Consider the following 23,941-nt stretch of genomic DNA (forward strand, 5'->3'; position numbering starts at 1 on the left):
CAGGTCGCCGCGCTGAGGCGACACCATCACGCCGAGCCCACAGAAAAAATCAGCCCCACTTACGGTAGCCTTCAACTTCTACGTTGTCGCGATAAGCTTCCACTCGTGCGACGATACTCTCCATCTGCTGGTCATCGAGCTTGGAAAAGTTGCGTGCGATCTCAGCGTTTTTCTTCACGAATTCCGCCTTATGCATCCCGCTAACCCAAACTGAAATCGGAGTCGAAAGCACGTACTGAAAAGCTTCCTCCATCGAAACGCGGCCGGGTACGATCGTAGTGGCCGCGATATTTTCGACCGCGACTTCCTTCTCAAAGAAATGCCCAAACGCTGCCGACTTCATGGAAAGCGGAGCAACGCCCATCTTGTTCATGACCGGTAGCACATTCTTCACGAAACTATCGCTGTCAGAAGGATCCACTACATTGACCGGCATGAGCGAGACATCCACTTGATCACCAAGCAGCTCCAATGCTCTCAAATTCGCATCCGTATTCAAATGTCCAGAGAATCCGAGGTAACGCACCTTCCCCTGCTCCTTCGCCTTCAAGAAAGCCTCGTACACGCCATCGCGAATACGCTCGCCTGGCTCGTCGACAGTGGCGATTGCATGCATCAGAATCGCATCGAGTCGATCGGTTCGCATACGTCGTAAGCTGGACTCGATTTCCGCGGTAGCCTCTGCCCCAGTGCGAGCCTTGGTCTTGGTCATCAAAAAGACGTCGTCCCGATACTTCGGACAGAGATATTCACCATAGCGGTGCTCCGCCCGACCGTCCTGATACTCAGCGGCCATATCGAAAAATCGGATACCTTCCTCAAGTGCCGTTTCAACGATGGCTTGAGCTTCCTGTTCACTCTCGGCCTTGCCGACATGGAATCCGCCCACACCGAGCTGCGTGACCCATTCGTCCGCTCGACCAAATTTACGCTTCGGCAAGCAAGCGCCTAAGCGATCTGAAACGACCGTTGTCTTAAACAGGCTCATGCCGCACCTCCCGCGAGTTCATCGAATCGTCCGATTATGTCCTTGAACGTCTTTGGATCAGTAAAGGAAACGACCCAGCTCGATAACCCCTTCGGCAATTGGTCGACACCTGCTTTATCGGTGAAAATCTGTTGCTGCAGCTTACGGTCTCCTTCCGCTATCAAATCAAAACCGTAACGCTGGGCTTGCCTCATCAGCTTTGTGTCATCGCCCATTCCAAAGGGAATCATCACGATCTCAACATGCTCGCCGTAGAGCTTGAGCAGACGATCTAGTTGCTCGCTCTCCTCAAAGCCCCGCAGACCGATCTTACGAATCTTCCCTGCTTCTTTCGCTTCGATCAATGCTTCGAAGGTATTCTCGTCAGGGATCTCGAATTGGTCGTCGATCTTGTTGCGCACTTCGGTATCCAGCAAGAAAGCATCCAGGTAATCGGTTCTCAATCGAGCCAGCGAAAGTTCGAGTTCGGAGGTAGCGACCTCCTTGCGACGCACTTTCAGTCGCGATTGGACAAAAAACTGATCGCGTTTCCGATTCTCGAGAAAACGCCCAATCCTTCGCTCAGAACGCCCTGCGATATGTGTCATCGAAGTATCGATGTAGCGAATACCGTGATCATAGGCAGCCTGCAAGAGGCCCGCGGTTTTACAACGATCACCATGCGCAATCATCAAACCATCGAGTGCAAGCGTGGGCTTGGCTTGGGTTCCGATAGCGATGTGACTGCTCGACGGAGAAGCCTTAGCGAAACTCAGTCGGGAAGCGACGGTCCCTAACGCGAGCCCAGAACCGACGGCCTTAACAAATTTTCTTCTGTACATAACAATATATCGAAAGTGAGCGCGGAGGACGTTGGACAGATCAGGACTCCGGAGCAGCTTTGCTCGCGGCAAAAGCTTCCATGATTTCCAGGCGATAGCGCATGGCCTTCATGACCGGTGCGTATTCTGGAGAGTTCGCGAGGTTCTTGTGTTCGTGAAAATCGTTTTCCAGATCGTAAAGCTCTTCGCCGTCGATCCACTTAGAGTAGCGCCAACGTTGCGTACGCACTGCTTTTCCCAAATTCTTGCCACGAGCAACTACGGTGTAACTGACATCCTTCCCTGCCACGCTTGGGTCCTCGAGCATCGGAACGATGCTTTTGCCCTGCACGTGATCAGGAATCTCGATCGAGCAGAGATCAGCCAAGGTCGGATAGATATCGATCAACTCAACCAAACCTTCGGAAGAGGAACCGGCGGTCGTCATTCCGGGAGCTCGCACGATAAACGGAACGCGATCGCAAATGTCGAATAGCGATACCTTCCCCCAAAGGAAATGCTCACCTAGCTGGTATCCATGATCCGAAGTGAACACTACGATCGTATTATCCGCTTGTCCGGTTTCTTCCAAGGCATCGAGCACCAGCCCGAGCTGAGCATCCAAGAAGGTGATACAAGCGTGGTACGACTGCATGTAGTCGCGACGGAGATCAGAATTCTCCTTGCCGAGCTCGAATCCAAATGCCTCAAAACGAGAGTCGCGGGCGGTGCGAGGGGCTTGGTCCCAGAAATCACTCGGCGGCAGTACATACTCCAAGCCTTCCTTCGGGTAGTGCTCGAAGTACTTATCCGGAGCAAGATAAGGGACGTGCGGTTTTTGGATACCCATCGCGATGAAGAACGGCTGATCTCCGTAGCTTTGCTCCTCCAACCAAGATACGACCTTGCGGGCATTCTTGCCATCCTTGTGCTGCTCATCCGTTAGCCCGGACGGTCCATAACCGATGTTCTGGTCACGTGTCTGAGTGGCGATGTTAAAGTAAGTTTCCTTCCAGAGCTTCTTGTTCTTAGGAAGATCCACTGATCCATGCTCCTTTTCGAATGCTTCGCGAATCGGAGTCACCATTGGCATCTCATCGTTCTCGAAGCGAATGTGTTCGTCCCAGCGTTGCTCCTGGGCCTCCTCACGCGGGATATGGAAAATCTTACCTGTGGCGGCAGTCCAGTAACCCGCGTTACGAAAGAGCTGCGGCATGGAAATCGTCCCGGGACGCGTATCATCGATATCCGCCCTGTTAGAGATGACACCAGTCGACTCCGGATAAAGACTGTGCAGGAAGGAGGCACGCGAAGGGCCACAAACCGGGTACTGGCAGTACGCCCGAGTGAAGGTCATTCCCGTCCTGGCAAGTTTGTCCATCACTGGAGTGTGGGTGTTCTCGTAACCCGAGGGACCGACCTGCGTATTGAGGTCGTCACAGACAATAAACAGGACGTTAGGACGCTCCTCCGCGCCTGCCTGAGAATTCAGACAAGACGCGAGAAAAGCAGCTGCGAGAGCGAAAGGGGTACGTTTAAGCATAAGTGGTTAGGCTTCGGGTCAGATACGACTCCATTTGACTAAAGATTTCACATCAGGACCAAGGAACCACCGCCACGAAAGTTAACCCGTAAACACTGCACAAGGCACCTTCAGGCAGCGATTCTGGCCTTCAGCTACCCAACAACACCAAACACAACTACCTCCTTACGAAAAAACGCTCCGAACGAAAACTCGAACAGCAATGAGATAGGATGATGATCGGCATAGACGCCGAGCATGATGGCTTCGCCAGCATGATAACGGTTGCGAGTTTCTCATCATGCTCGCCCTCGGCGATCATGCAGGCCTACGGCCGTATCATCATCAACAAAACAACATCGCCCCATACAGGACAACCACTCCGCACCTATGACTTCTCAGACAGGATCTTAAGCAAGTCAGACTGATACCTCAGCACTCGCTTGATCTGCAGGGCCAAACCAAAAACGACAAAGCCTAAGGCCAACGGCGTTATATCTCCCCCTCCATCAAAATCCGTAAACATCCGAATTCCGAGAAAACCGAGGACCAACACGATGATCAGCACGACCACCCCAGAGAGGTTGTTTTGCTCTTTCTGTATCCGTTTTTTAAGTTCTTCGATTTCCTTCATGGCTCTTTCTTCCAACCTCTAGTTTAAACGAGTCGACTCGCACTCTTGCGCGACACCCTTTATCAGCAAGTAATACATGCACTGAATCATCCATCTTTAGAGATCGCGATTCCCAAAAGCGACGCACTTGGGCCAGTTCCATCTTCCCGAAAGACTAGAACCTGTTTGATGACCTGATACTCAGAGGTGAGCTTCCCCTACTTCTCAACGGCCGAAGTCATCTCTAATCTGAGCACGCCACCTGACACTAGATCACGATGCGGGATGAACATCTTATCGAGTTCTCCATCATTCCAGCTCGCTGACTCCACGAAAACGTTTTGGGAATCGTTGTTGTTAGCTAGAATCTCAATCGTGCCTCCCGAATAGTAACGTTCGTTTAAATGGATCCGGATCGAATCGAAGATAGGACTCCCGATTTGATAAGCGGCCTCCGTGTCAGTCCCGCCATTGAGTTGAAACAGGCCGATCTTCATCAACACAGCGAGAGTGCCCATCAATCCCTGATCCTCGTCGCCATTGTATCCAGTTCCTGGATTGAGTCCACCATACACCCTATCGACAACCTGGCGACTCCAGAAATGACTCAAGTCGGGACGCCCTAACTCAGCAAAAATAAAGGCAGTTTGGATCGAAGGCTGATTTCCGTAGTTGATCGGGACACGCCTCCATTCCGGATCTTTCTCCCTCGCATGGGATGTACCCGCAGTAAAGCCCAGCTTCTTCGCTTGCTCGAACTGTTGCCCAAGTCGCTCTATCGCGATCTCCTTTCCTCCCAGCAGCTCCGCCAAGCCTTCCGGGTCATGCGGAACAAACCATAAGTGCTGCGCTCCGTTCGACTCATTGAAGCCGTGCTCCCATTGGTATGGATCAAACGGCTCTCTCCATACGCCATCCACGCTCTTGGGACGCATCCAACCCGATTCACGATCAAAGGCGTTTCTATAATTCTTCGAACGCTCTAGAAGGGCTTCTGCATCAGAATAGAATCCCAACTCCCTAGCGAGCTGAGCCAGGGTCCAATCTTGATAGGCATACTCGTGGGTCAAACTCGCTCCGTCTTGATGGAATCCAAAATCTCCTTCTGGGATCGGATATGGAACGTATCCATTTTCTAAATAGTAACTGAAGCCGCCCCCAAACTGGGTATCGTGCTCGTAACCGGCCTTCCCCATGATCCCACCTGGGCTATGGTTCTTCAACATGGCTTCATAAGCGAGCTTAGCATCGAAGCCACGAATCCCCTTCATCCACGCGCTTACGACAAAGGGAGTCGCCGACGCCCCCGTCATCACATAAGTGTAATTGCCGCCAGACGGCCCCCTCGGCATCAATCCCCCGTCCTTGTAATAAAGCAAAAGCGAGTTCACGAATTCCTCGGTTATCTCTGGGTAGACCAGATGCCAAAGCGTATTCAAAGTCCACTGCGCCCCCCAAAATGAATCGGAGTTGTAATGCCCGAACAATGGAGTCCCATCATTGCCCAAGGGGATCTTGCCGATCCGAAACGAATCCCCAGTATTGTCAGGGTAAGAACCATCAATATCGCTAATCAAGCGGCGCCCTTGCAACGCATGCCACAAATCGGTGTAGAACCGACGCCGTTGCTCAAGCGTGTTCCCTTCCACTTCAATTCGCCCGAGCAAGCGATTCCATTCATCCCGAGATTCGCTGACAAGCTGATCGAAATCCCAATGATCTACCTCAGCTTCGAGGTTACGCCTAGCCCCTTCTTCCGACGTATAGGATAGCCCCACCTTCATCTGTGCGGACTCAAGGTCCTTATCCGCAAACAAGAACAGCGCCTTCTCAACGTATCCATCCGGACTGCGAACGATGGTTGCTTCGGATACATCGGAGTCAAAAGCTACATGGAAAAAGACCGTAGCCGGCTTGGGACGACGAATCGTCGGCGCATTCACAACACTCCCCCTCAACGTTCGGGGACCGATCTGCTCGATTTTCCCCTCAATCATCTCGGACGGTCCTAACTTGCCCATCAAGTCAAACAGCACGCCTGGCCGGTTTCCACTTCCAAAACGGTACCGATGAAAACCAGCCCGCTTTGAGCTAGTAAGTTCCACATCGATCCCGTAGCGGTCGAGTGATAGGAAATGATAGCCCGGCTTCACGATCTCGGTCTCGTGACTGAAGTTCGATGAATGGTTCTCCAGAATCGGTCCCAAATCATCTTGCCCCGAGATCGGCATAACCGATAACCCCGACAATTGCCAAGCATGCACGTGGCTGAACCCCTTCACATTCTCTACCTTGTAGCGATAACCGCTCCCCCATGCCCCATCGACTTCCGTGTCCGGACTCAAGTTCACCAATCCAAACGGGCGACACGCTGATGAGAAGTAGAACCAACGAGAATGATTCGTATCCAAATGTGGATATACGAGGTCCACAGGTTCGACCCGTTCAGTCCCACCACAAAGGTTGCTAGCGAAAAGCGCAAACGCGGCACACTTAACCGTAATCAAAATTCTCTTCATTTTATAATCACTTTCAGATTCAGTCGCGTAGCTCCCCTTTCCGAGAAAGTGTTCCTACGTTCATTGTAGGCTTCTCAGGCTAGGACTCCGCCAAAAAGAACTTGCTTACGGAAAAAGCACGAGGGCATTGGGTAAAACTCGATTTTTACCCTGTCGCCCCCTCTGGTTCCTCTTCTTCCCTTTCCGCTACTGTGCGGAAAGACCGGCCTAGAGTTCTCTAATTCTGATGTTTTTCCAGGCGACCTGGAAAGGGCCAGTTCCCTTTTTGATGCCGTGAATCTGCAAGCCGATGAAGCCACTGGGGTTTGTCTCATGACGATCAGCAGGAACCGTCGTCGTGATGATTTCGTTACCGTTGATCCAGGTGGTGATTTGGTCCCCTTTGGCGACGACGCGAAAATGATTCCACTCACCATCTTTGAAAAAGGTGTGTGCTTTTTTGCTCTCTTGTGGCGTCAACCAGGTTTTCCAGCCCTGCCCATAGATGTTTCCCGAACCATTCCTTACGAAATTTCGGCCAGTGACCTCAACCTGAGGGCCGTAAACGGCCCCGTATTTCTCGCCTTTCTTGGGTTCGAGAGTTTTCGAACGGATCTGAACGCCAGAATTGAGCTCGTTGTCGACGAGTTTCGTTTCAAATTCGAGTTCGAAGTCACCGTAGTCTTTGTTTGAACACAGGAACGTTGAACCCAAACCGCTCCGTGCCGTGCCAATAATGACACCCTCTTCAACGCGGAAAGACCCTTCTTTCGTTTTCTCGGTCCACCCCTCGAGAGTGTGACCATTGAACAGATCTACCCACTGATTTCCTTTGGCAGCCAAGCTGGCGATTAGACTGAGGCTAAGTACAAATAATAGTTTCATGTTGAGACGCTTTGAATGTATTCGAAATGTTTAGTTACGATCGCTTTTCCCTTTTCTCCCTTGTCCGTTTCTTTTCCTTCCGACCGGATCGCTTTTTCCCCTCCTCCTCCGGGCTCATCTCAAGCCTATCTAGTTTGAAGGTTTTATCTGGAAGACCAGAGGCATCGCCGACCGGTCTGGTTGTCGCCTCGAATTCGACCATAAACGCCTCCATCTCTTTCCTTAAGGATTCCGCAATCTCAGGGTACTGACTGGATACATCCGTCGTTTCTCCGACATCCTCGTTTAAATTGAATAGAGAGCCTGCATTGGCCGGCTTGAATTCCCCCCAAACCTCCGGACTTTTCCGGTTATAGGGAAACTGCGTCTTCATGTAGTACTTCCAACCATTGCGGGTAATGGTCGATCCCGGAACGATCTGAACATCCCGAAGATGCTCGCTCATCGTATCGCCTAAAAGCTGCGGAAGCACATTTACCCCATCAATTATACGGTCATTCGGCACGCCAACTCCCGCAATTCCACAGAAGGTGGGAAGCATATCAATGATGCCGATCATCGCATCGCTCTCCGCGCCCGGCTTCACCTTCCCAGGCCAGCGAACAATAAACGGTACGCGAACTCCGCCTTCAAAGTCCGTCCATTTTCCGTCACGCAAGGGACCGGTCAAACCGACATCAAACCTGCTTTGACGCTGAACAGGAGGTCCATTGTCCGAGGTAAAAACAACGATCGTATCCTCCTCCAGCCCGAGCTCCTTCAAGGCATTCATCAGATGATTAAACTGCCAGTCGATCTCGTGAACCACATCTCCATAGTCGCCACGCTCGGAGCTTCCTTTAAATTCCTCGGAGGGAACATAGGGAGAGTGCGGTAAAGGGTCTGAGTAATATAGGAAGAACGGCTCGTCCCTATGGGTCTTCATGAAGTCGACTGCCGCCTTAACCATACCCGGGGCCTGCCCTGCCGTCTTCTTCGTATTTGCTGCCAACTGTTTTCTATTTTCAACGAGGGATACATCTTCGGTACCTTCCGTCACTTTGAGAAAACCATAGAAATAATCAAAACCGTGATTCAATGGGTGAAAGGGCTCCCACTCGCCAAGATGCCATTTCCCCACGAGAGCCGTTTTGTAACCGGCTGTTTGCAACAACTCCGGGAAAGTGATTTCCGACGGATTGAGCCCAATAGGCCCCTGCCTGTGCTTATACACGATTTGATTAAGGCCGATTCGGTGCGCGTAAGTACCGGTCATAAACGCCGCCCTGCTGGGGGTGCAGCGCTGGTGGACGTAGAAGCTGGTAAACTTCGTCCCTTCCTTAGCCAACTGATCTATCGCCGGCGTGTACTGTCCTTCAGCTCCGTAGCAGCCCACATCCCCATAGCCGAGGTCATCGGTAAGATAGAACAGGACATTTGGCTTTCTCTGAGCATGCAAACTCTGCATGCCCGTTAAGAATGCAAGGCACGCAAACAATAAAATCACGCTTCGTATTTTTTTATTCATTACACAATGGCGCTTTCAAACTTCGGTATCACTTCGCTCAATGAAGTGATACCGTCCGCCAAGATGTTTGATCTCTTAGGTAGCGGCCGTTGTCCCAACGGCCATCGTCTTGAAGGGTGACCATTGGGGACAACGGGCTCTACCTTATTTGCTCAAACCTTTTTGCAAAATGGAGACATCGTAGCTTCGTTACACAGTCGGCAACTCGTAGCCTTTTCGACGCGGGCGGTCCTGCATTGCCTGAGCTTCCGCGTCACCTATGATTTGTTCTGCTTTTGGATCCCACTTTATTGCTCGGCCCGTGCGTTCTGCGATGGCGCCAAGTTGGCAAATCGTACCAGAGCGATGCCCTACGGATGCCGGGCATATGGTTGGCTTACGGGACTTCACGCTTTCTAAGAAGTTCGCCCGATGGTTCGTTGACTCATAAACCTGAATGTCATTAGGGCCAAAACGGGTTCGTCTAAGATCAACAGGCAAGGTCTCAATCTGACCACGGCTAACATGCACTTCGCCCTTTGTTCCAATGAAACGAATCATGTGGTCGTAGTCGGGCTTCTTGTCACGCCATACTGTGATACCATCTGCGTAACGATAATGGTGGTATTCCGAGCCATTATACCCCTTGGGGATAAACTCAACTGGACCGGTGTGGTCGCGATCCAGTGCCCACTGCACAATGTCGAAGTGGTGAGCGCCCCAGTCGCCAAACTTGCGATTTCCATAGTCCCAGTAGCAGCGCCAACCATTGCCAAACTTACCCCAAACACGGTGCTCCGTGTATTCATAGAATGGAGTTGGGCCTAGCCAGCGATCATAGTCGAAGCCTTCCGGAACAGGGACGACAGGTTCGTTTTCTGGAGGCTGAGGGAAATTTCGCAATCGGCAGTAGACCTCTTTCACATCACCAATCAAGCCATTGCGGACAAGATTGGCAGCGATGCGGAAGTGTGCGGTGGAGCGTTGTTGTGAGCCAACTTGAAGGATGCGACCGTACTTTTGTTCGGCTGCCAGTACTGCTTTACCTTCTTCGATGGTCAGCGTCATAGGCTTTTCAACATAGACGTCCTTGCCGGCCTTCATCGCCTCGATCGCGAGCGCTGCGTGCCAATGGTCGGGTGTTGAGATACAGACGACGTCGACATCAGGGTTCTGTATAATCTCCTCGGAGTAAGCGGTTGCGTGAACAGATGTTGCCCCTCTGCTAGCTAGCTTTTCGAGCGCATCGTCGAGGCTGCTCCGGCGAACATCACACGCGGCGACTGCTTGAACATCTCTCATGCCGGGAAAGGAGATTAAATGCCCCTTTGCTATAAGTCCTGTCCCAATAAAGCCGATACCGATGCGTGAGTTGGCGGACGCTTTTTTTGAGTTTCCAAGTGTTTCGGCTTTAAGAATAGTGGGAGCTCCTAGCAGAAAGCCTGCTGCTGCAGCTGATTGCTTCAAGAAGCGACGGCGTGATTCAGATTTTATGTTCTTCATATCTTAAGTATTATAATAATTGGAAGGAACCAGCATGGCCCTCGAAGTAACTAGCTCTTTTGCCTCGCCAGCTTCCTCGCCTCCCTCTTCTTCTGTTTTTCCGTTAGCTCCGCCGGTTCCGATTGCTCCGTTTTGGTTGTCTGCTCTACCCGTGCCTTTTTTTCCCTTTTCAACTTTTTGGGATCAACCGTTGAGAAAACATCGTTCATCCTTTCCATATCAGCCTTAAGCTGGGCATGCATCTTTTCTAGCTGTGGCCTGTATTCAGGATTATCGGCAAGATTCTCCAACTCCCACGGATCACCCTTAACATTGTAGAGCTCAAACTCTGGATGCTTTACCACACGGTCGATTTTTGCTTGGGCATCGGGATCCGTTTTGGCTTTCCCCAGCCATTCTCTCCAAGCTCTGGCAAAAAACTTACCGCTCTTGGGCTCCATCAAAACATCAAGGTAGTAATCCGCTTTCCGTTCAGGATTCCAGACAAGCTTGAAGTCTTTATTGCGGATGGCCCTTTGAGTATAACCGCCAGCCTGGTGGATCAGGTAAGCATAATCGCGATGATGCGATGTTTCGCCCTTTAACACAGAAAACAAACTCTTGCCGTCCGTCGCAGGAGCCTCGCCTCCCGCAATATCCACTAGAGTCGAAGAGATGTCACAATACATCGCAACCGCGTCACTGACAGCCGGCTCAACCTTACCCGGCCAACGTACGACGCAGAGCGCTCTGGTTCCATAGTCGTAGATCGACCATTTACCATTCGGCAATGCAGTCCCCTGCTCACTTAGAAAGATTAGCACCGTGTCATCTGCCAGTTCCATATCGTCCAACAGCTCCATGGTAGCTCCCACCTGATTATCGAGCTCTTCAACTTCAGCCGCGTGCCTCGCCAGCGCTTCACGCGTCACTGGGGTATCCACCATGTGAGGCGGAACGACTATTTTGTCTAAGGGGAAATTGGACGGATCGCCAACCGTCCACGGGTGGTGGGCATTAACGGAAGCAACCACCACGCAAAATGGTTTTTGTTCCGATTGAGAGGATTCAATGAATTGCTTTATCCCCCCCATCTCCCATGTAGGGGCATTATGGTTACCGTTGGTTTCAAAGCCGGAAACTTTGTGAAAATCCGCGACATTGAAGTGAGTCTTACCGGTCAAACCGACATTATAGCCTAGATCTCCCAGGTAGTGAGCGATGTTCTTATAGCTCTCCTTGGGTTTGCTGCCGTTGCTGTAAACCCCGCTACTCGGCGGCAGCAATCCTGTGTAAAGCTCGTGGCGCAGAGGACCACACTGGGCCACCGCCCCCATGAAGTTCGTAAACCGAACCCCCTGGCTCGCTAGCTTATCTATATTCGGAGTGCGGGTATACAAACCCGATTCATTGCAGCCGAAACTTGACCAACTGACATCGTCCGCCAGCACGATCACAAAGTTCGGCCGTTCCTTAGCATATGCTGCAGCACACAAAATGACTGCAGATAGTATCCAAATTTTCCTTAAGATCATAATCTACGCTTTCTTGTTTCTTCGCTCAGCTCTCGCCTTCCTCTTGTCCTCTTTGCTCATTTTTCCCTTTTTCTTATCCAACTTCGGTAGCTTACCGCCGACCAAGTCATGGACCGGAGGAACTTTTACAGCAGGATCAAAGAGGACATAATCTTCAGACGCGTTCGGATTTGGTTTAGGCAGAAGAGCTCCGATGCGTTGGTGATAAGAATCCAGTTCGCGCTTCAGGCTCTGGGCTTTCTCAGGCATCTGTGAGGTGATGTTGGTCACTTCGCCAATATCCCCTTTCAAGTCGTACAGGTAGGGTTCAGGCAGCTCATAAAAATTAAAGAGCTTATAGTTATCCTTGATGATCACCGAATGTGGCGTGGTATTCCGATGGTGCGGATAGTGAAAAAACAACGCCCGATCTTTAAACCCATCCACATTACCATCGGTCACAATTGGCATGATGCTTACGCCGTCGACCTTCTCGAGACTCGCCACATCACCACCGGCGATATCGTAAAAAGTAGGCAACCAGTCATAGCCCACGACATTCAGGCTGCTCCGTGAACCAGCAGCGATCCCTGGGCCCTTGATTGACATCGGCACTCTGATACCGCCTTCCCAAAGCCACCATTTCTCTCCACGCAGGATCCGATCCTCTCCGTTAAAGAGGCCTTTGCCATTGTCGGAGGTGAACACGACATAAGTGTTGTCGCCGATGCCCAGCTCCTCGAGCGTTTCGATCACCATACCGATGGATGTATCCATATCTTCAACCGCCGCGGCATGTTCAGCAACTTCCCTAGCGGGACCTACCCCCAATGCCTTTACTTCTGGGTTGCTAGAGTATTTCTCAAAGGTCTCAGGCAAACTCATCTGCTTGCTATGCTCAGCGTAGTGAGAGATCTGAACGAAAAACGGTTTACCTGCTTTTGCCTGACGCTCGATAAAATCGATGCTGCTACGGGTCATACTGAATATTTTCTTCGGATCTCTGGGATCAGTACAATGTTCCGGGCCGCCTTCCGCGTTTGACGTTTCACCATCACTTTCGTCATAGCCACGAGCTTCCGGACCACCGCCGTAGGCGTGCCATTTTCCAAAATGCGCTGTCGCATACCCCTGCTCCTTCATAACATCGCCAATGGTCTTAAACTCCGGATGGATCGATCCCATGGGCTCAGGTTCGAGAAAGGGAGCCCCTTTCGCTTTTTCTATGTAGCTGACCTCAAACGTACAAGCGTCACCAAAGTTACCATTGCCACTAAAACGGGTTCTCGCTGCTGTCATTCCAACCTGGATACTGCAGCGTGACGGACCGCACATGCCAGCGGCGGCATACGCATTGGCGAATATCATTCCCTCTCTGCCAATGGCGTCAATATTTGGAGTGTTGCGCCACTTCATAGCTGAGCCGCCGTAGCCTTCCTGCTGCTGTGTAGCGGTTCCATACCACGGCATGTCATCAACCAGAATAAAAACGATGTTCGGCTTCGTGTTCCCACTCAGCACGCTTCCCAAGAAGAGAGAAGCAGCGATAATCCCCAAAGTGTATTTCGTGTGTAACTTCATGATCACTTCCTTGTACTACTTCTTCTTGCCCTTTTTCTTCCTACTTTTTGACGCGTCTTCGCCGACGCGCTTGTTTGGGTTGGACTCCAGTACTTTGGCCAAACGTGCAGCGATTTCTGGATACTCATCGATCACGTTTTTAGATTCGCCGATGTCGTCTTTCAGGTTGTAGAGTGTCGGGCCTTTGTGACTCCGAGCGGTTCCCTTCACCTTAAACTGCTCTCTTGCGTGGTATTTCCAGTCCCCGTGCCGCACTGCGCTTTGGTTGTAGAAAAAGTACTCGTGCGGCGATTCCGCTCCAGGCTGATTCGTTAGCAGGTCGATGATGTCTTTTCCATCCAAGGCTTGGACAGTTGGTAAAGCCGCTCCTGTGATTGCCGCGAGAGTAGGCATCAGGTCCATAGTCGTAGCCAACTCGTCGCACACTGTTCCCGCAGGAATACGCGTCGGCCATTTCATGATGCACGGTACACGCTGCCCGCCTTCGAAGGTGGTCATCTTTCCTTCGAACAAGGGATAAGCGCTTCCGCCGTTTTCTTTGTGAATCAGCCAAGGCCCATTGTCCGAGGTGAAGATTACCAGAGTGTTGTCCTCGATACCAAGCACCTTCAGATGATCTAGGATTCGTCCCGTATTGAAATCGATTTCCTCGATCACATCGCCATAAAGGCCTCTCTCGCTCTTCCCTTCAAATTCGGGCGAAACATACAAAGGAATGTGCGGCATCGAATGGGCCAAGTAGAGAAAGAACGGCTTCTCCTCCTTCACGCTTTCGGAGATGAATGCAATGCCCTCGTCGGTGAAGCGTCGAGTGATCGTCGTTTGATCCGCCGGAAACTCGATACACTCTTCATCACGCATGAGCGGCACCTTGTTTTTCATCGATATCGGATTAAACCCGTTGCGCAACTTGCCGGCGAACGCTTCCTTCAAGGTTTCGTGGCTCTGTCCTTCGAGGAATAAGCAGTCATCCGCATACTTCATATTGGATGCGGGAAACATGTCGTTACTGTAGGGAATTCCGTAATACGAATCGAAGCCTTGGTTTGTTGGCAGATATTTCAGCTCGTCACCGAGGTGCCACTTACCTACCGCAGCGGTATTGTAGCCCACTGTCTTCAAGACTTCCGCCATCGTCACGTGCTCGGGTTCAAGCCCGCCTTTGCCACGATCCGGGAAATAGACGCTCGGCACGCCCACGCGGTTCGGATAACACCCCGTCAACAACGCTGCTCGTGAGGGCGAGCAAACCGAAGAAGCCACCATGAAACTCGTGAACTTCATACCTTCCGCAGCCATCTGATCGACTCGCGGCGTCTTTATATCCGGCGAACCGTAACAACCAAGGTCCTGATAGCCCTGGTCATCATTAAAGATGATTACGATGTTCGGTTGTTTTGCTTCCGCAAAAGTCAGGGTAGCGATTGCCGCTACGCATATCATTATCAGCGTCTTCTTCATCTTTCTTCTAAAACCTGAAATTTTATCGTACCTACGCATCGGATACATACGCCTTGCTTCGGTTACTTCTTATCCCTTTTCGCCTTCCTGGCCTGTCGCTCTGCCTTCTTCGACGTGTCATCCGATTCGACACCCTTCCTCTTGTTCTTTTTCTTCTTCGCCTGGCTCTGTTTTTTAATGTCGCCGTCGAACTGGCTCATGTAATTACGCATGGCCTCGAGGATATCGTCGTACGAACCCGCTGGGATTGCATTGCCACCGGGGATGAACTCACCGAACGGACGGTCGGGAAAGCGCTTGAGCTCCTGAACGAGCAGTTGCTTCATCTCTTCGAGCTTTCCGCTAAACTCGGGATTGGAGGCAAGATTGTTGGTCTCCTCCGGATTGGAAGCGATGCTATAGAGCTGGTCATAGCTCATGCTTTCGGGGTTGCCACGCCCGCGTGAAATCCCGCCGCTCAAACCGGTGAGCGTCCTCTCAATCGAGCGTTCGTTCTGGCGCATCTCCTCTACCTGATCCTTTGTGAAACGCAGGGCCATGTAGCTCCACTCCTTGGTACGCACGGCACGCGAAGCCCCCATCTCGGCATAAACATAGTCGCGCACATCCGCTTGGGGATTCTCAAAAATAGGAGTCAAACTCACCCCGTCCATCTTATATCCATCCGGCACCTTCGCTCCGGCAACATCAAACCAGGTCGGCACGAAGTCGGTATTCTGAATGAGCGAGTCGCTCTGAACGCCCTGCGGCATGCCATTCGGCCAACGCATGATGCAAGGCACCTCGGTACCGCGCTGGCGATAGAGCGATCCTTTTCGATTTGAACCGTGATCGGCAACAAAGAGGACAATCGTATTGTCGGCGATTCCCAGTTCATCGAGCTTGTCGAGCACCAGACCGAGGCTATCATCCATCCAAAGATAGCCCGCCTCGTTTGATGTTAGCCCGGCTTCCGTGATGCGCTCCATAACGCTGTCGCGATCCATCAAGCCGATGGGCTCCTTGAGAATCCCTTCGTTAGTAACCAATGGTTTGCTGAGCGATCGATGCCACTCGCTATTGGGACCATGCAGCAATGTGGTGCCGTAGTGGAGATAGAACGGGCCGTCCTTGTGCTCCTCGATAAACTCTAGCGCGGCAGAGACCGTCCATTCCGGGTTATGACCCTTAAAGGGTGCTTTCATGTTGCCCCAATAGATGTTTTTCGCCCAGGTGAACCCCTGCTCCTTTAGCATCTCGCGATGGATCTTTTCGTTCTCAAACTGCTTGCGGTTGATCTCCTCCGACCAAGAGGCGTTTTTCGGGATAGCGTGAAGACCGTACTCTTCCCGAAGCTCTGGCGAGTGATTCTCCTCGCCGCCCGCATGGTACTTTCCAATAAAGCCAGTAGCGTATCCATTTTCTGACAACACCCGCCCCACATTCATGTGGTCTTTCTCCAAAGCCACATTGAAGGCCGGCAGTCCCTGTGTTCCCTTTGGAAATTCGGAAAGGTATGCAGATGAGTACGATGAGCCCGCATAACGGCCGGTCAGGCACGTATAGCGAGAAGGCGTGCAGACTGTACTCGTCATGTAGGCGTTGTGAAATGTCACCCCTTCGTTCGCCAGCCGATCCAAATTCGGCGTCAGCACATTGCCACCATAAACGCTCGTCTCCGGCTTATCATAGTCGTCCACGAGAAAAAAGATGATGTTGGGCTTTTGCGTATTCTTGGCGATGGCCGCCTGCCCACCAAATGCCAAGGCGGCCAGAACAGTAGCACCGACCATTTTAATAAAGCTTCTTAGGTTCATTCTTTTATAGGATTAAACTAGGACCTGAACAGCCTAGCCAGCAACGCCTACCTGGCGTCACCTAATTTCGGATACAATCAATCAATACTTCAGACTCGGCTGAGAAACAGCCTAGCGGGGGATTTTGGGGCGTCTATCGCTGGGAGTCATTTAACAGTCTCTGAGTTCTGGTAAATGGAACGAATATTCTCAGCGGTGAGCGCGTGGTCAAAAAGGGCAAATTCATCGATGCGTCCGTGCCAAAAATGGTCAGCGGTACTCTTTCTATTGTTTGATTTCGCTCCGATGAATAGAGAGGGAATATCGGTTTCTCCAATTGAGCCGCAAGGGATGGAGCTAATCTCCTCTCCATTTAGGTAAAGGCGAAGATCGGTCCCATCAGCGGAGAATGCGATGTGCTGCCATTCGGAAAGCGGGAACGGAGAATCGGAATGAACCTCTTGCTTTTCCCCCGAGCTATCGACGACCTGAAGGCGGAGCTTTCCCGTATCACGCAAGAGAGACAACTGAAACTGCCCCATCTTATCTTCAGTCGCATTGGACGCGATCGTGGCACGTCGCGGACGACTCTCAGCAAACACCCAAAAGGACCCACTGAGCGAGCCGGTCGATTTCGGGTAGTCGGGCACACGAACATAAGCGCCGTCCTTCGGACCTTCGAAACGAGTCGAACTTCCCATTTTGCCAGGGGCAAAGGGCGGACGCTCCGCGCCGCGATCAATCAACTCTCCGTGTGCATCGCCTACTCTATCGCGCAGGGTGATGCCGTTTTTCGGGACGCCCATCCGGAAGTAAAGGGAGGGTTCAAGTTTACGAATTGTGCGGACAAGATCTTGGGATGGCTCACGAAGCGACCTGAGAAAGCGGTCATTGTCCAGCGGGATCCCCATGGGAACATCCGAATCGAGCTCCATGCGCGTGGCGTCGCTCGTCTCGAGGTGGACTGAATCAGCTTCAGATGATTTAGGCTGAACTTCGACTTCGCCCTTAAAGACATGAATCTCGCTGGACTGATCGTTACCAACCTCGACAGCAAACTCAGTTCCATGGTCGATAATGTCAGCTGCGGGGGTTTCAACGAGGAACCCGATTCCGGCAGGAGGGACGGTTGCAGCAATCCGACCGTGATGCAGCATTACATGCATTTCGGAATCGAGCTGGAACCGAGCCGGAGCTTCAATGATCAGTTCGACTCCCGTCTGGAACACGATCGCGGCGATACCTGAAGAAAGCTCGTAGTCACCGGTCAGCAGTGTGGGCTCTTCAATGTCCAACTCTCTACCGTGATAGGAAAGGATAGCCCTTGGGGAATCCGTCAGCTGGGCAACCGGTACCCCCGAAACGGGAGGATTGGTGAAATAAAAGAGCCCAACACACAGAGCGAGCACCGCGGCGATTGGCAGGAGGACCTTCAACAATGGAAACGAGACGGGCGTCTCAGAAGCTGGTTCTCCATGAACGCTCTTAGCCCACTCCGAGAGATGGCTGTGCATGTGGGACCGCTCTGCGAAACGGGCCGCATTCTCCGGCGACTCAAGAACCCACGCGTTCAACTCAGCGAGAGTGGTCTCGTCAATATCACCATCGAGCCATGCATCGATGAGCTTGTCGTAGTCCTTGTCGTTCACGCGCCGACCTCCATTCGCTTGCGAATGCAATCCCGCAAACCGTTACGAGCTCTGTTCAATCGAACAGAAACGGAGTTGGAAGTGGTTCCCAGTTTCGCCGCAATGGCGGCTGGTTTCAAATTTTCCAGATAACGAAGGATGAGGAGCTTCTCCGTGGCGGGTGGAGCTTTCTTGATGCACTGATCGATGGCTCGACCGACTTCCTTCCAATCGTCGAATCGTTCTGTGAATGAGAAGTGGATCGCCTCGATGGCATCCACCTCTAAAAGCATCGCATTTTTCATCTGGGCCCGCCGCCATTCCATCACCTTGTATTTGGCTATTCCCATAGCCCATGGACCAAAAGGACGAGAAGAATCATACTCATCAAAACGCATTGAAACCTGACGAGCCGTCTCCTGCAGTATGTCTTCCGCATCAGCGAGCTGAGGCGTTACCGAGCGAATGAACGCCATCACCGAAGGCTGGGCTTGAGTCCAGAGCAACGTGAATTCGGTGAGCTTGTTGTGGGAAGAGTCCAAGGGTTAATAGAGGTTCTTTAGCTTACTTAGGCACGGAGTGTTGGTTTTCTTAACAGGAATCGATAAAAAGTTAGGAGTATGAGTCGGGATCGTTTTCCAGATGTTGAGAATACGATTATTTGGGAGGCCTAGCACCTCCTTCCTACTACTCCATTCATGAGGGAGCGCTTACGGTGAATACCCAGAAAACCCAAACTTCGCAAATCGCAGGGATACTGTTCACACACCTCCTAGCTTCCTACCGCAACATTGGGCGAATTTGGGCGTTCCAAGCTTGGCGTGATCCCCCCGCACAGCATGTAGAATCACTCCGATGCGTATATAAGGAAGAAGAGCTTTCCGTTCGGTAGCGAGCTTATGGCAGTGTTGTAACGGACCTGTATGCGCTCTCTGCCGCTTCCATCTCCTAGGTCGGTGGGACCTGATACAACCGTGTAATCTAAAGCGCTAGCCCCCTCCTCGCTTGAAGTCCATTCGCTGAGGTCATCCGACGTTTTCAAGGTGTAAGTGATGTCGCCTCCATTTCCAGTATGCGCAACTCTACGCACGTAGGTAATCACAGGGTAGCCGCCTACGATAGCAACCGTCGGTATGTTCGCATTCGAACTGCTCTTCGGATCCATGCCGAAGTAGTATTCATATTCGTTGGCGTAGCCGTCTTTGTCTTTATCAAAGTCTCCATCCCCCTCGCCTACAGAGAGTTCCGTTCCGTTGAAATTCGAAGTCTGCCAAACGGCATAATCAGCAGACACTATAATCGCTATTCTGGAGCTCGCTGGGCTTTGGACCGCTACACCAAACGCATTGCCCATAGCCGCAACTGGAATCACTTCGAAGAAGAGGTAGTTGCCGGCATCAGCAGCTTGCACGACATAATCTGTATTCGTCGCGCCCGCTATCGCCGCGTCTCCCCCATCGAAAAGAGCGTCTGCAGAGCGGTACCACTGGAAGGTACTCGCGCCTTCCGGGTCGGCGTCCGCGTCGTTATAGCTGTAGGAGCCGCTAAGCGTATCTCCTTCGTTGTTCGTGCCGCTGATCGAGACCCCTGTGGCTGTGGGCGCTGCGTTAACAGTCACGTTGATGTTTAGCGTGGCGGTACTTGTAAGCGTTCCATCACTGACTTGCACTGTGAATGCCTTCTCACCGATATCCGCATCACCCGGTTCGCCTCCCAGCGTGCCGTCGGGAGCGACTGTCAGCCAATCGGGTCCACTGACCACGGTGAAGGTCAGCGTGTCGTCAAGGTCGGGATCCGTGGCATCCGTACCGATGGTTCCGCCTGCGTAGACAGCGCCGATTACAGCATCGGGTCTGCTGATGGGGTCTACGGTGAAGTAAGGTGGACTATTGAACGCTCCGAGCGAGCAGTAGGTTTCATCTTCCTGCACCTGTACCGTAAGAATGGTTACATTAGCCGTAGTGGGAATTTCGATTCGAATATCTCCGCCGTTCAAACTCCCGTTGAAGGCCATATCATCCAGGTTCGCGCTAGTACTCGTCCACTCGCCTTGGTTTTTTCCAGCCAAGTCGACTGTCGCCGCCAACACTTCACCCCCAGCGCCGTCATAATAGACCTTCATATCGCCAGTCGCTCCTGGTTCGATAAAGTAGGCCATTCGAAATTTGCCGTCTAGGTTCTGCCCCACGAAGTCGCTCGAGGTCACATCCAAGTAAAGCCGACGCAAGCCTCCTTCATCCGTGGGTTCGCGCCCTGCAAAGTGCAAAGTCTTTCCCGTTTCTTTCCACTCTTCCTGCAGAATCTTAACGATATTCCCAGAGTCATCAGTAGGCAGGACCGTCATCCCGGACGCTTCGATATCTTGAAACAAACCTACGTAAACGGTACGGCCATAGTTGGATACAATATTTTTTGAATACATCTCCGGGATTCGCGTTTCATCCTGCGCGGTGAACCCGTCATCAAAGTAGCAGCCCTGCAGATCGAATGTCCCCTCTCCGCTCAAGGGCATGATCTCCGGAAGGTAGGCGCAGCTCATATTGAAGCTCGCCCCGTCAGCGACATAGAATCCCGACCAAATCAGCTGCTGGTCGAAGCGCGTCCCCTGCAGCTCAAGCTGCCCGTTGTTAACGTAGCCTTCCATCTCAGCCTTGGAGTCCATCACGCAGGCATAACCAACGACCTTGCCGGCGCTTTCGTAGTTCAACTCAAATTGGTATTTTCGAACTTTAGACGACTCATCCCCCGCTCGGTTGATTTTGAACTGGGAGTTGATGATATCGAAATCTCCCTCCATCGCATCGATGCGGTAGCCGCGATTCGATCCTTCTCCGCCGTTATTGATCGTAAGGACTCCATTGGAGGATTTGCCGTTCTCTTCAATGCCGTGGAAGAAATAGTGATTCTCACGCGTAAAGCATGCCATCATCACGAGGTCGGTGGCATCGCCCACTTCAAGCTGCTTCATGTTCGACATGGTGTAGGCGTTCACATCGCTGCCGTCGGGGTCATAGAAATTCTTCAAGTCATTGGCCAGAAAGGTCCAGAACCCCTTGCCTTGACCGAGGTAGATACGCACGCCGGTAGACCCTGCCCCCACTTTATATGTAGTCTGTAGCGAATTCGCGAATACACGTTCAATCCAAGCGTTGTCGCAGCGATTCGTGGCGAGATCGATCATATTGGCCACATTGTGACACGCCACATTTTTGATATAAATATTGCTGCCCGCGCCACGCACCAAAAATGGGAAGTCGATGGCAGGGATCACCTGATTGGGATAATAGAAGGCCAGACCATTGAGTCCTGAATCCGCCTCCATTGTAATGAAAGGCGTACCGGCGGCATTGCCTTGATCGTTGCTCACGAAGATAAGCGGTGCGACTTCATCCGTCTCCGGGTCATGGCTGCCCTCAAAGGTACCGCGCAGCTCTACATCGGAAGGAATCGTCAACGTACCAGGGACATCATACCAGCCTGGAGGAACCATAACGATGCCTCCCCCCGCCGCGCCTGCGGCATCCAATGCGGCCTGAAAGGCAGCGGTATTGTCGGTTGGCGACAGATTGCCGGAGCTCATATCCGCAATCGCTCCGTATTCAGTCACGTCATACAGAACCTGATTGCCTGGTTTCAAATCCTGAGGACGCGCATTGAATTCGTCCCAAGTGAAAGTCGGTTTCGTCTTATAAAGCAGCGGCGTATGGCTGATTTTTACGCAAGCTCCCGAGCTGGCGTCGTTTATATCTTCCGCATTGCCGTCGAATCGATTGCCGAGAAGAGTGGCTCCGAGCGTGTTGGACAATATATCGACATGCCGGCCTGCATAGGTGAAATCGGAATCGACAATCGATAGGAAGCCGTCGCTGACCTCCACCTTGTCATTAAATATGCAGTTCTGCAGCCCCATAAATTTATTTGCCGGCCCCGCCCGTACCGCTGCGTTCGTAGGCCCGCTGAACGTACAAGAATGATAGACCTGCTCGGTTCCACTCGAGTAGCTATTCAAACCGTATAGCGAGCCTTCAACCGTACAGTCCACCGCGCGCATCTTGCCTCCCCACATTTCCCAGCCTGTTTGGCTATCGAGAAATTCGATGTCGTAAATAGAGGTATCGCCTTTCGTATGCCACATCCCCCATTTGAAGCCCTTGAAAAAGCCATACTGTATATAGGTTTGACCGGAGGTGTTAATCTCCAGGCCTATGGCGTTATTCAGCATATAGTCTTCGAGAACGGTTCCTGTAGGCGACCCATCAAATCCAGAGCCCTTCCAATATTCAGGACTGAAGAACATGCCAGTGAACTTCGGGTTGCCCGTGGAACGCCCCATATAGATCGCTTTATTCAGCGCGGTGCCGTGCACGTTCTTAATCATGACGTGCATATTGGCATCACTCGGATCCTCGTGATCGTTGGAGATCGCGATGTAGGAGTTGACGAAGGTGAGCCGTTCCATGTTCGGGTTTCGTACGGAATTGCCTGCGATGTAACGGAAGGAACCCACCGTCGGCGGGTAAGGCGTGACGTCCGAGGCATCCTGCTCTGGATACCAGAAGACGAGCTCTTTTACCGTAGTGGAGCGCGACAGAGAGATCGTCGGCGTACGCGCATCCAAGCCGACCGGGTTGGGTCGATCATAAATAGCGAGCACCGTTCCATTGATAGGGCTGCCTTCCGTCGGTTCTTCCCAAGTGCCGCGAAGCGTACATCCCACGGGAATAGTAAGGCTGCCATCCAATCGGTAGATGCCCGGTTCAAGAAATACCATGCCGCCCCCTGCTGCGGATACATTATCCAACAGTTCCTGTAGGTCAGCCGTGACGTCGCTGGCACCCGTATTGTCCACCCCATTTTCGAGGGCCGAGGCGCGGTAGACGATAGAGTCTTCCGTAGGGTACGGCGAGGTGCCGATTTTAAAGTCTCCTTCTACGACACCGCCACCTTGCGTGACTTTCAAAATAGGCAGGCTGTCGTGTTCCCTACTCCGAAAGCTGATCTGTGTATCCACATCGCACTGCACCGCCAGCGTGTAGGTGCCGTCGCCCGTCACAAAGCTTGTGACATCAAAACTATTGTACGCGCCATTCGTGACCGACTTCGTCTCCAGAGCAGCCCCCTGCGCCGGCTGATTGCTCCAGTTGATTCCCAGCTCCGTCCAGCTATTATCAGGAACCGCATAAACCGTCGCATTTTCCCCCGCAGCTGAGTTGGCATAAAGCTCGAGGGTTACCTTGGAAATATCCGAGGTTCCGGAGACATTAAATTTTATGAAGGAAATCTGCTGATTATTGGAACCGGCTCCACGTCCACGCAGCCGTTTGTTGGTCCCGTCATTGGCATCAGGTACTGCCTCATCCGTGTAGGAATCCTCGACCGGATTGAATTCGGTATCCGCAGCAAAGGCTTGTTGGCTCAAGCCAAGCAATGAGAGTGCAAAGAAAAAGCAGAAGATTCTTCGAACAGCAGTTTTCGTTAAAACGGGTTTCAGAACGTTAGGGTGCAATGCAGCTGGGGAGTTCGAGGTTGCAGCAAGAAGAGCCTGAAGGGGTGACTCAGGTCACTCTCCCTATTTAGGAAGAAATGGGGCGTTTCTTAACAAGTATCGCGGAAAAACTCGGAAAACAGGATTCCAGTGATTCCCGAACCGCTCGGAAAATCGTTCGAGAAAATAGCCGTTGGGACTACCGAGTAGCGTTAGCGACGAC

Annotated in this window: 15 protein-coding genes; all 15 read right to left on the reverse strand. The window is 52.0% G+C overall.

Annotated features, from left to right (window positions below; translation table 11 throughout):
• Nucleotides 1–49 precede the first annotated feature (49 nt).
• A complete protein-coding gene (locus JIN87_RS06430) occupies nt 50–988 on the reverse strand; it encodes an aldo/keto reductase (RefSeq protein ID WP_200354716.1) in 939 nt (312 codons plus the stop codon).
• Nucleotides 985–1,809, reverse strand: a complete 825-nt coding sequence (locus JIN87_RS06435; RefSeq protein WP_200354717.1) for an aldo/keto reductase — start codon at nt 1,807–1,809, stop codon at nt 985–987. The genes JIN87_RS06430 and JIN87_RS06435 overlap by 4 nt, the downstream gene beginning before the upstream one ends.
• Nucleotides 1,810–1,849: 40 nt before the next feature.
• Nucleotides 1,850–3,331, reverse strand: a complete 1,482-nt coding sequence (locus JIN87_RS06440) for a sulfatase (protein WP_200354718.1) — start codon at nt 3,329–3,331, stop codon at nt 1,850–1,852.
• A 367-nt stretch (nt 3,332–3,698) separates the two neighbouring features.
• Nucleotides 3,699–3,944 (reverse strand): hypothetical protein, encoded by a 246-nt coding sequence (locus JIN87_RS06445; protein ID WP_200354719.1) that lies wholly within the window; start codon nt 3,942–3,944, stop codon nt 3,699–3,701.
• Nucleotides 3,945–4,141: 197 nt separating this feature from the next.
• Nucleotides 4,142–6,442: a GH92 family glycosyl hydrolase gene (locus tag JIN87_RS06450; protein ID WP_200354720.1), complete on the reverse strand. Its 2,301-nt coding sequence runs from the start codon at nt 6,440–6,442 to the stop codon at nt 4,142–4,144.
• A gap of 207 nt (nt 6,443–6,649) precedes the next feature.
• Entirely contained in the window at nt 6,650–7,306 is a 657-nt protein-coding gene (locus JIN87_RS06455) for a 3-keto-disaccharide hydrolase (RefSeq protein ID WP_200354721.1), read from the reverse strand.
• A gap of 34 nt (nt 7,307–7,340) precedes the next feature.
• Nucleotides 7,341–8,813, reverse strand: a complete 1,473-nt coding sequence (locus JIN87_RS06460) for a sulfatase-like hydrolase/transferase (protein WP_200354722.1) — start codon at nt 8,811–8,813, stop codon at nt 7,341–7,343.
• A 189-nt stretch (nt 8,814–9,002) separates the two neighbouring features.
• Complete coding sequence (locus tag JIN87_RS06465) at nt 9,003–10,295, reverse strand: Gfo/Idh/MocA family protein (protein WP_200354723.1); 1,293 nt, start codon at nt 10,293–10,295, stop codon at nt 9,003–9,005.
• A 50-nt stretch (nt 10,296–10,345) separates the two neighbouring features.
• Nucleotides 10,346–11,809: a sulfatase family protein gene (locus tag JIN87_RS06470; protein WP_200354724.1), complete on the reverse strand. Its 1,464-nt coding sequence runs from the start codon at nt 11,807–11,809 to the stop codon at nt 10,346–10,348.
• A 3-nt stretch (nt 11,810–11,812) separates the two neighbouring features.
• Complete coding sequence (locus tag JIN87_RS06475) at nt 11,813–13,369, reverse strand: sulfatase (RefSeq protein WP_200354725.1); 1,557 nt, start codon at nt 13,367–13,369, stop codon at nt 11,813–11,815.
• 15 nt (nt 13,370–13,384) lie between these two features.
• The gene (locus JIN87_RS06480; protein WP_200354726.1) at nt 13,385–14,830 is read right to left on the reverse strand and encodes a sulfatase family protein; all 1,446 of its coding nucleotides are present in this window, start codon (nt 14,828–14,830) and stop codon (nt 13,385–13,387) included.
• Between the two features lie 62 nt (nt 14,831–14,892).
• The gene (locus JIN87_RS06485) at nt 14,893–16,626 is read right to left on the reverse strand and encodes a sulfatase family protein (protein ID WP_200354727.1); all 1,734 of its coding nucleotides are present in this window, start codon (nt 16,624–16,626) and stop codon (nt 14,893–14,895) included.
• Between the two features lie 146 nt (nt 16,627–16,772).
• On the reverse strand, nt 16,773–18,254 hold the full coding sequence (locus tag JIN87_RS06490; RefSeq protein ID WP_200354728.1) for a LamG-like jellyroll fold domain-containing protein: 1,482 nt from the start codon (nt 18,252–18,254) through the stop codon (nt 16,773–16,775).
• Complete coding sequence (locus tag JIN87_RS06495; protein ID WP_200354729.1) at nt 18,251–18,775, reverse strand: sigma-70 family RNA polymerase sigma factor; 525 nt, start codon at nt 18,773–18,775, stop codon at nt 18,251–18,253. The genes JIN87_RS06490 and JIN87_RS06495 overlap by 4 nt, the downstream gene beginning before the upstream one ends.
• Before the next feature lie 305 nt (nt 18,776–19,080).
• Nucleotides 19,081–23,652 (reverse strand): CBM96 family carbohydrate-binding protein, encoded by a 4,572-nt coding sequence (locus tag JIN87_RS06500; RefSeq protein ID WP_200354730.1) that lies wholly within the window; start codon nt 23,650–23,652, stop codon nt 19,081–19,083.
• Nucleotides 23,653–23,941 lie beyond the last annotated feature (289 nt).

This window comes from Pelagicoccus mobilis, from assembly GCF_016595505.1.
GTDB classification, from domain to species: domain Bacteria; phylum Verrucomicrobiota; class Verrucomicrobiia; order Opitutales; family Opitutaceae; genus Pelagicoccus; species Pelagicoccus mobilis.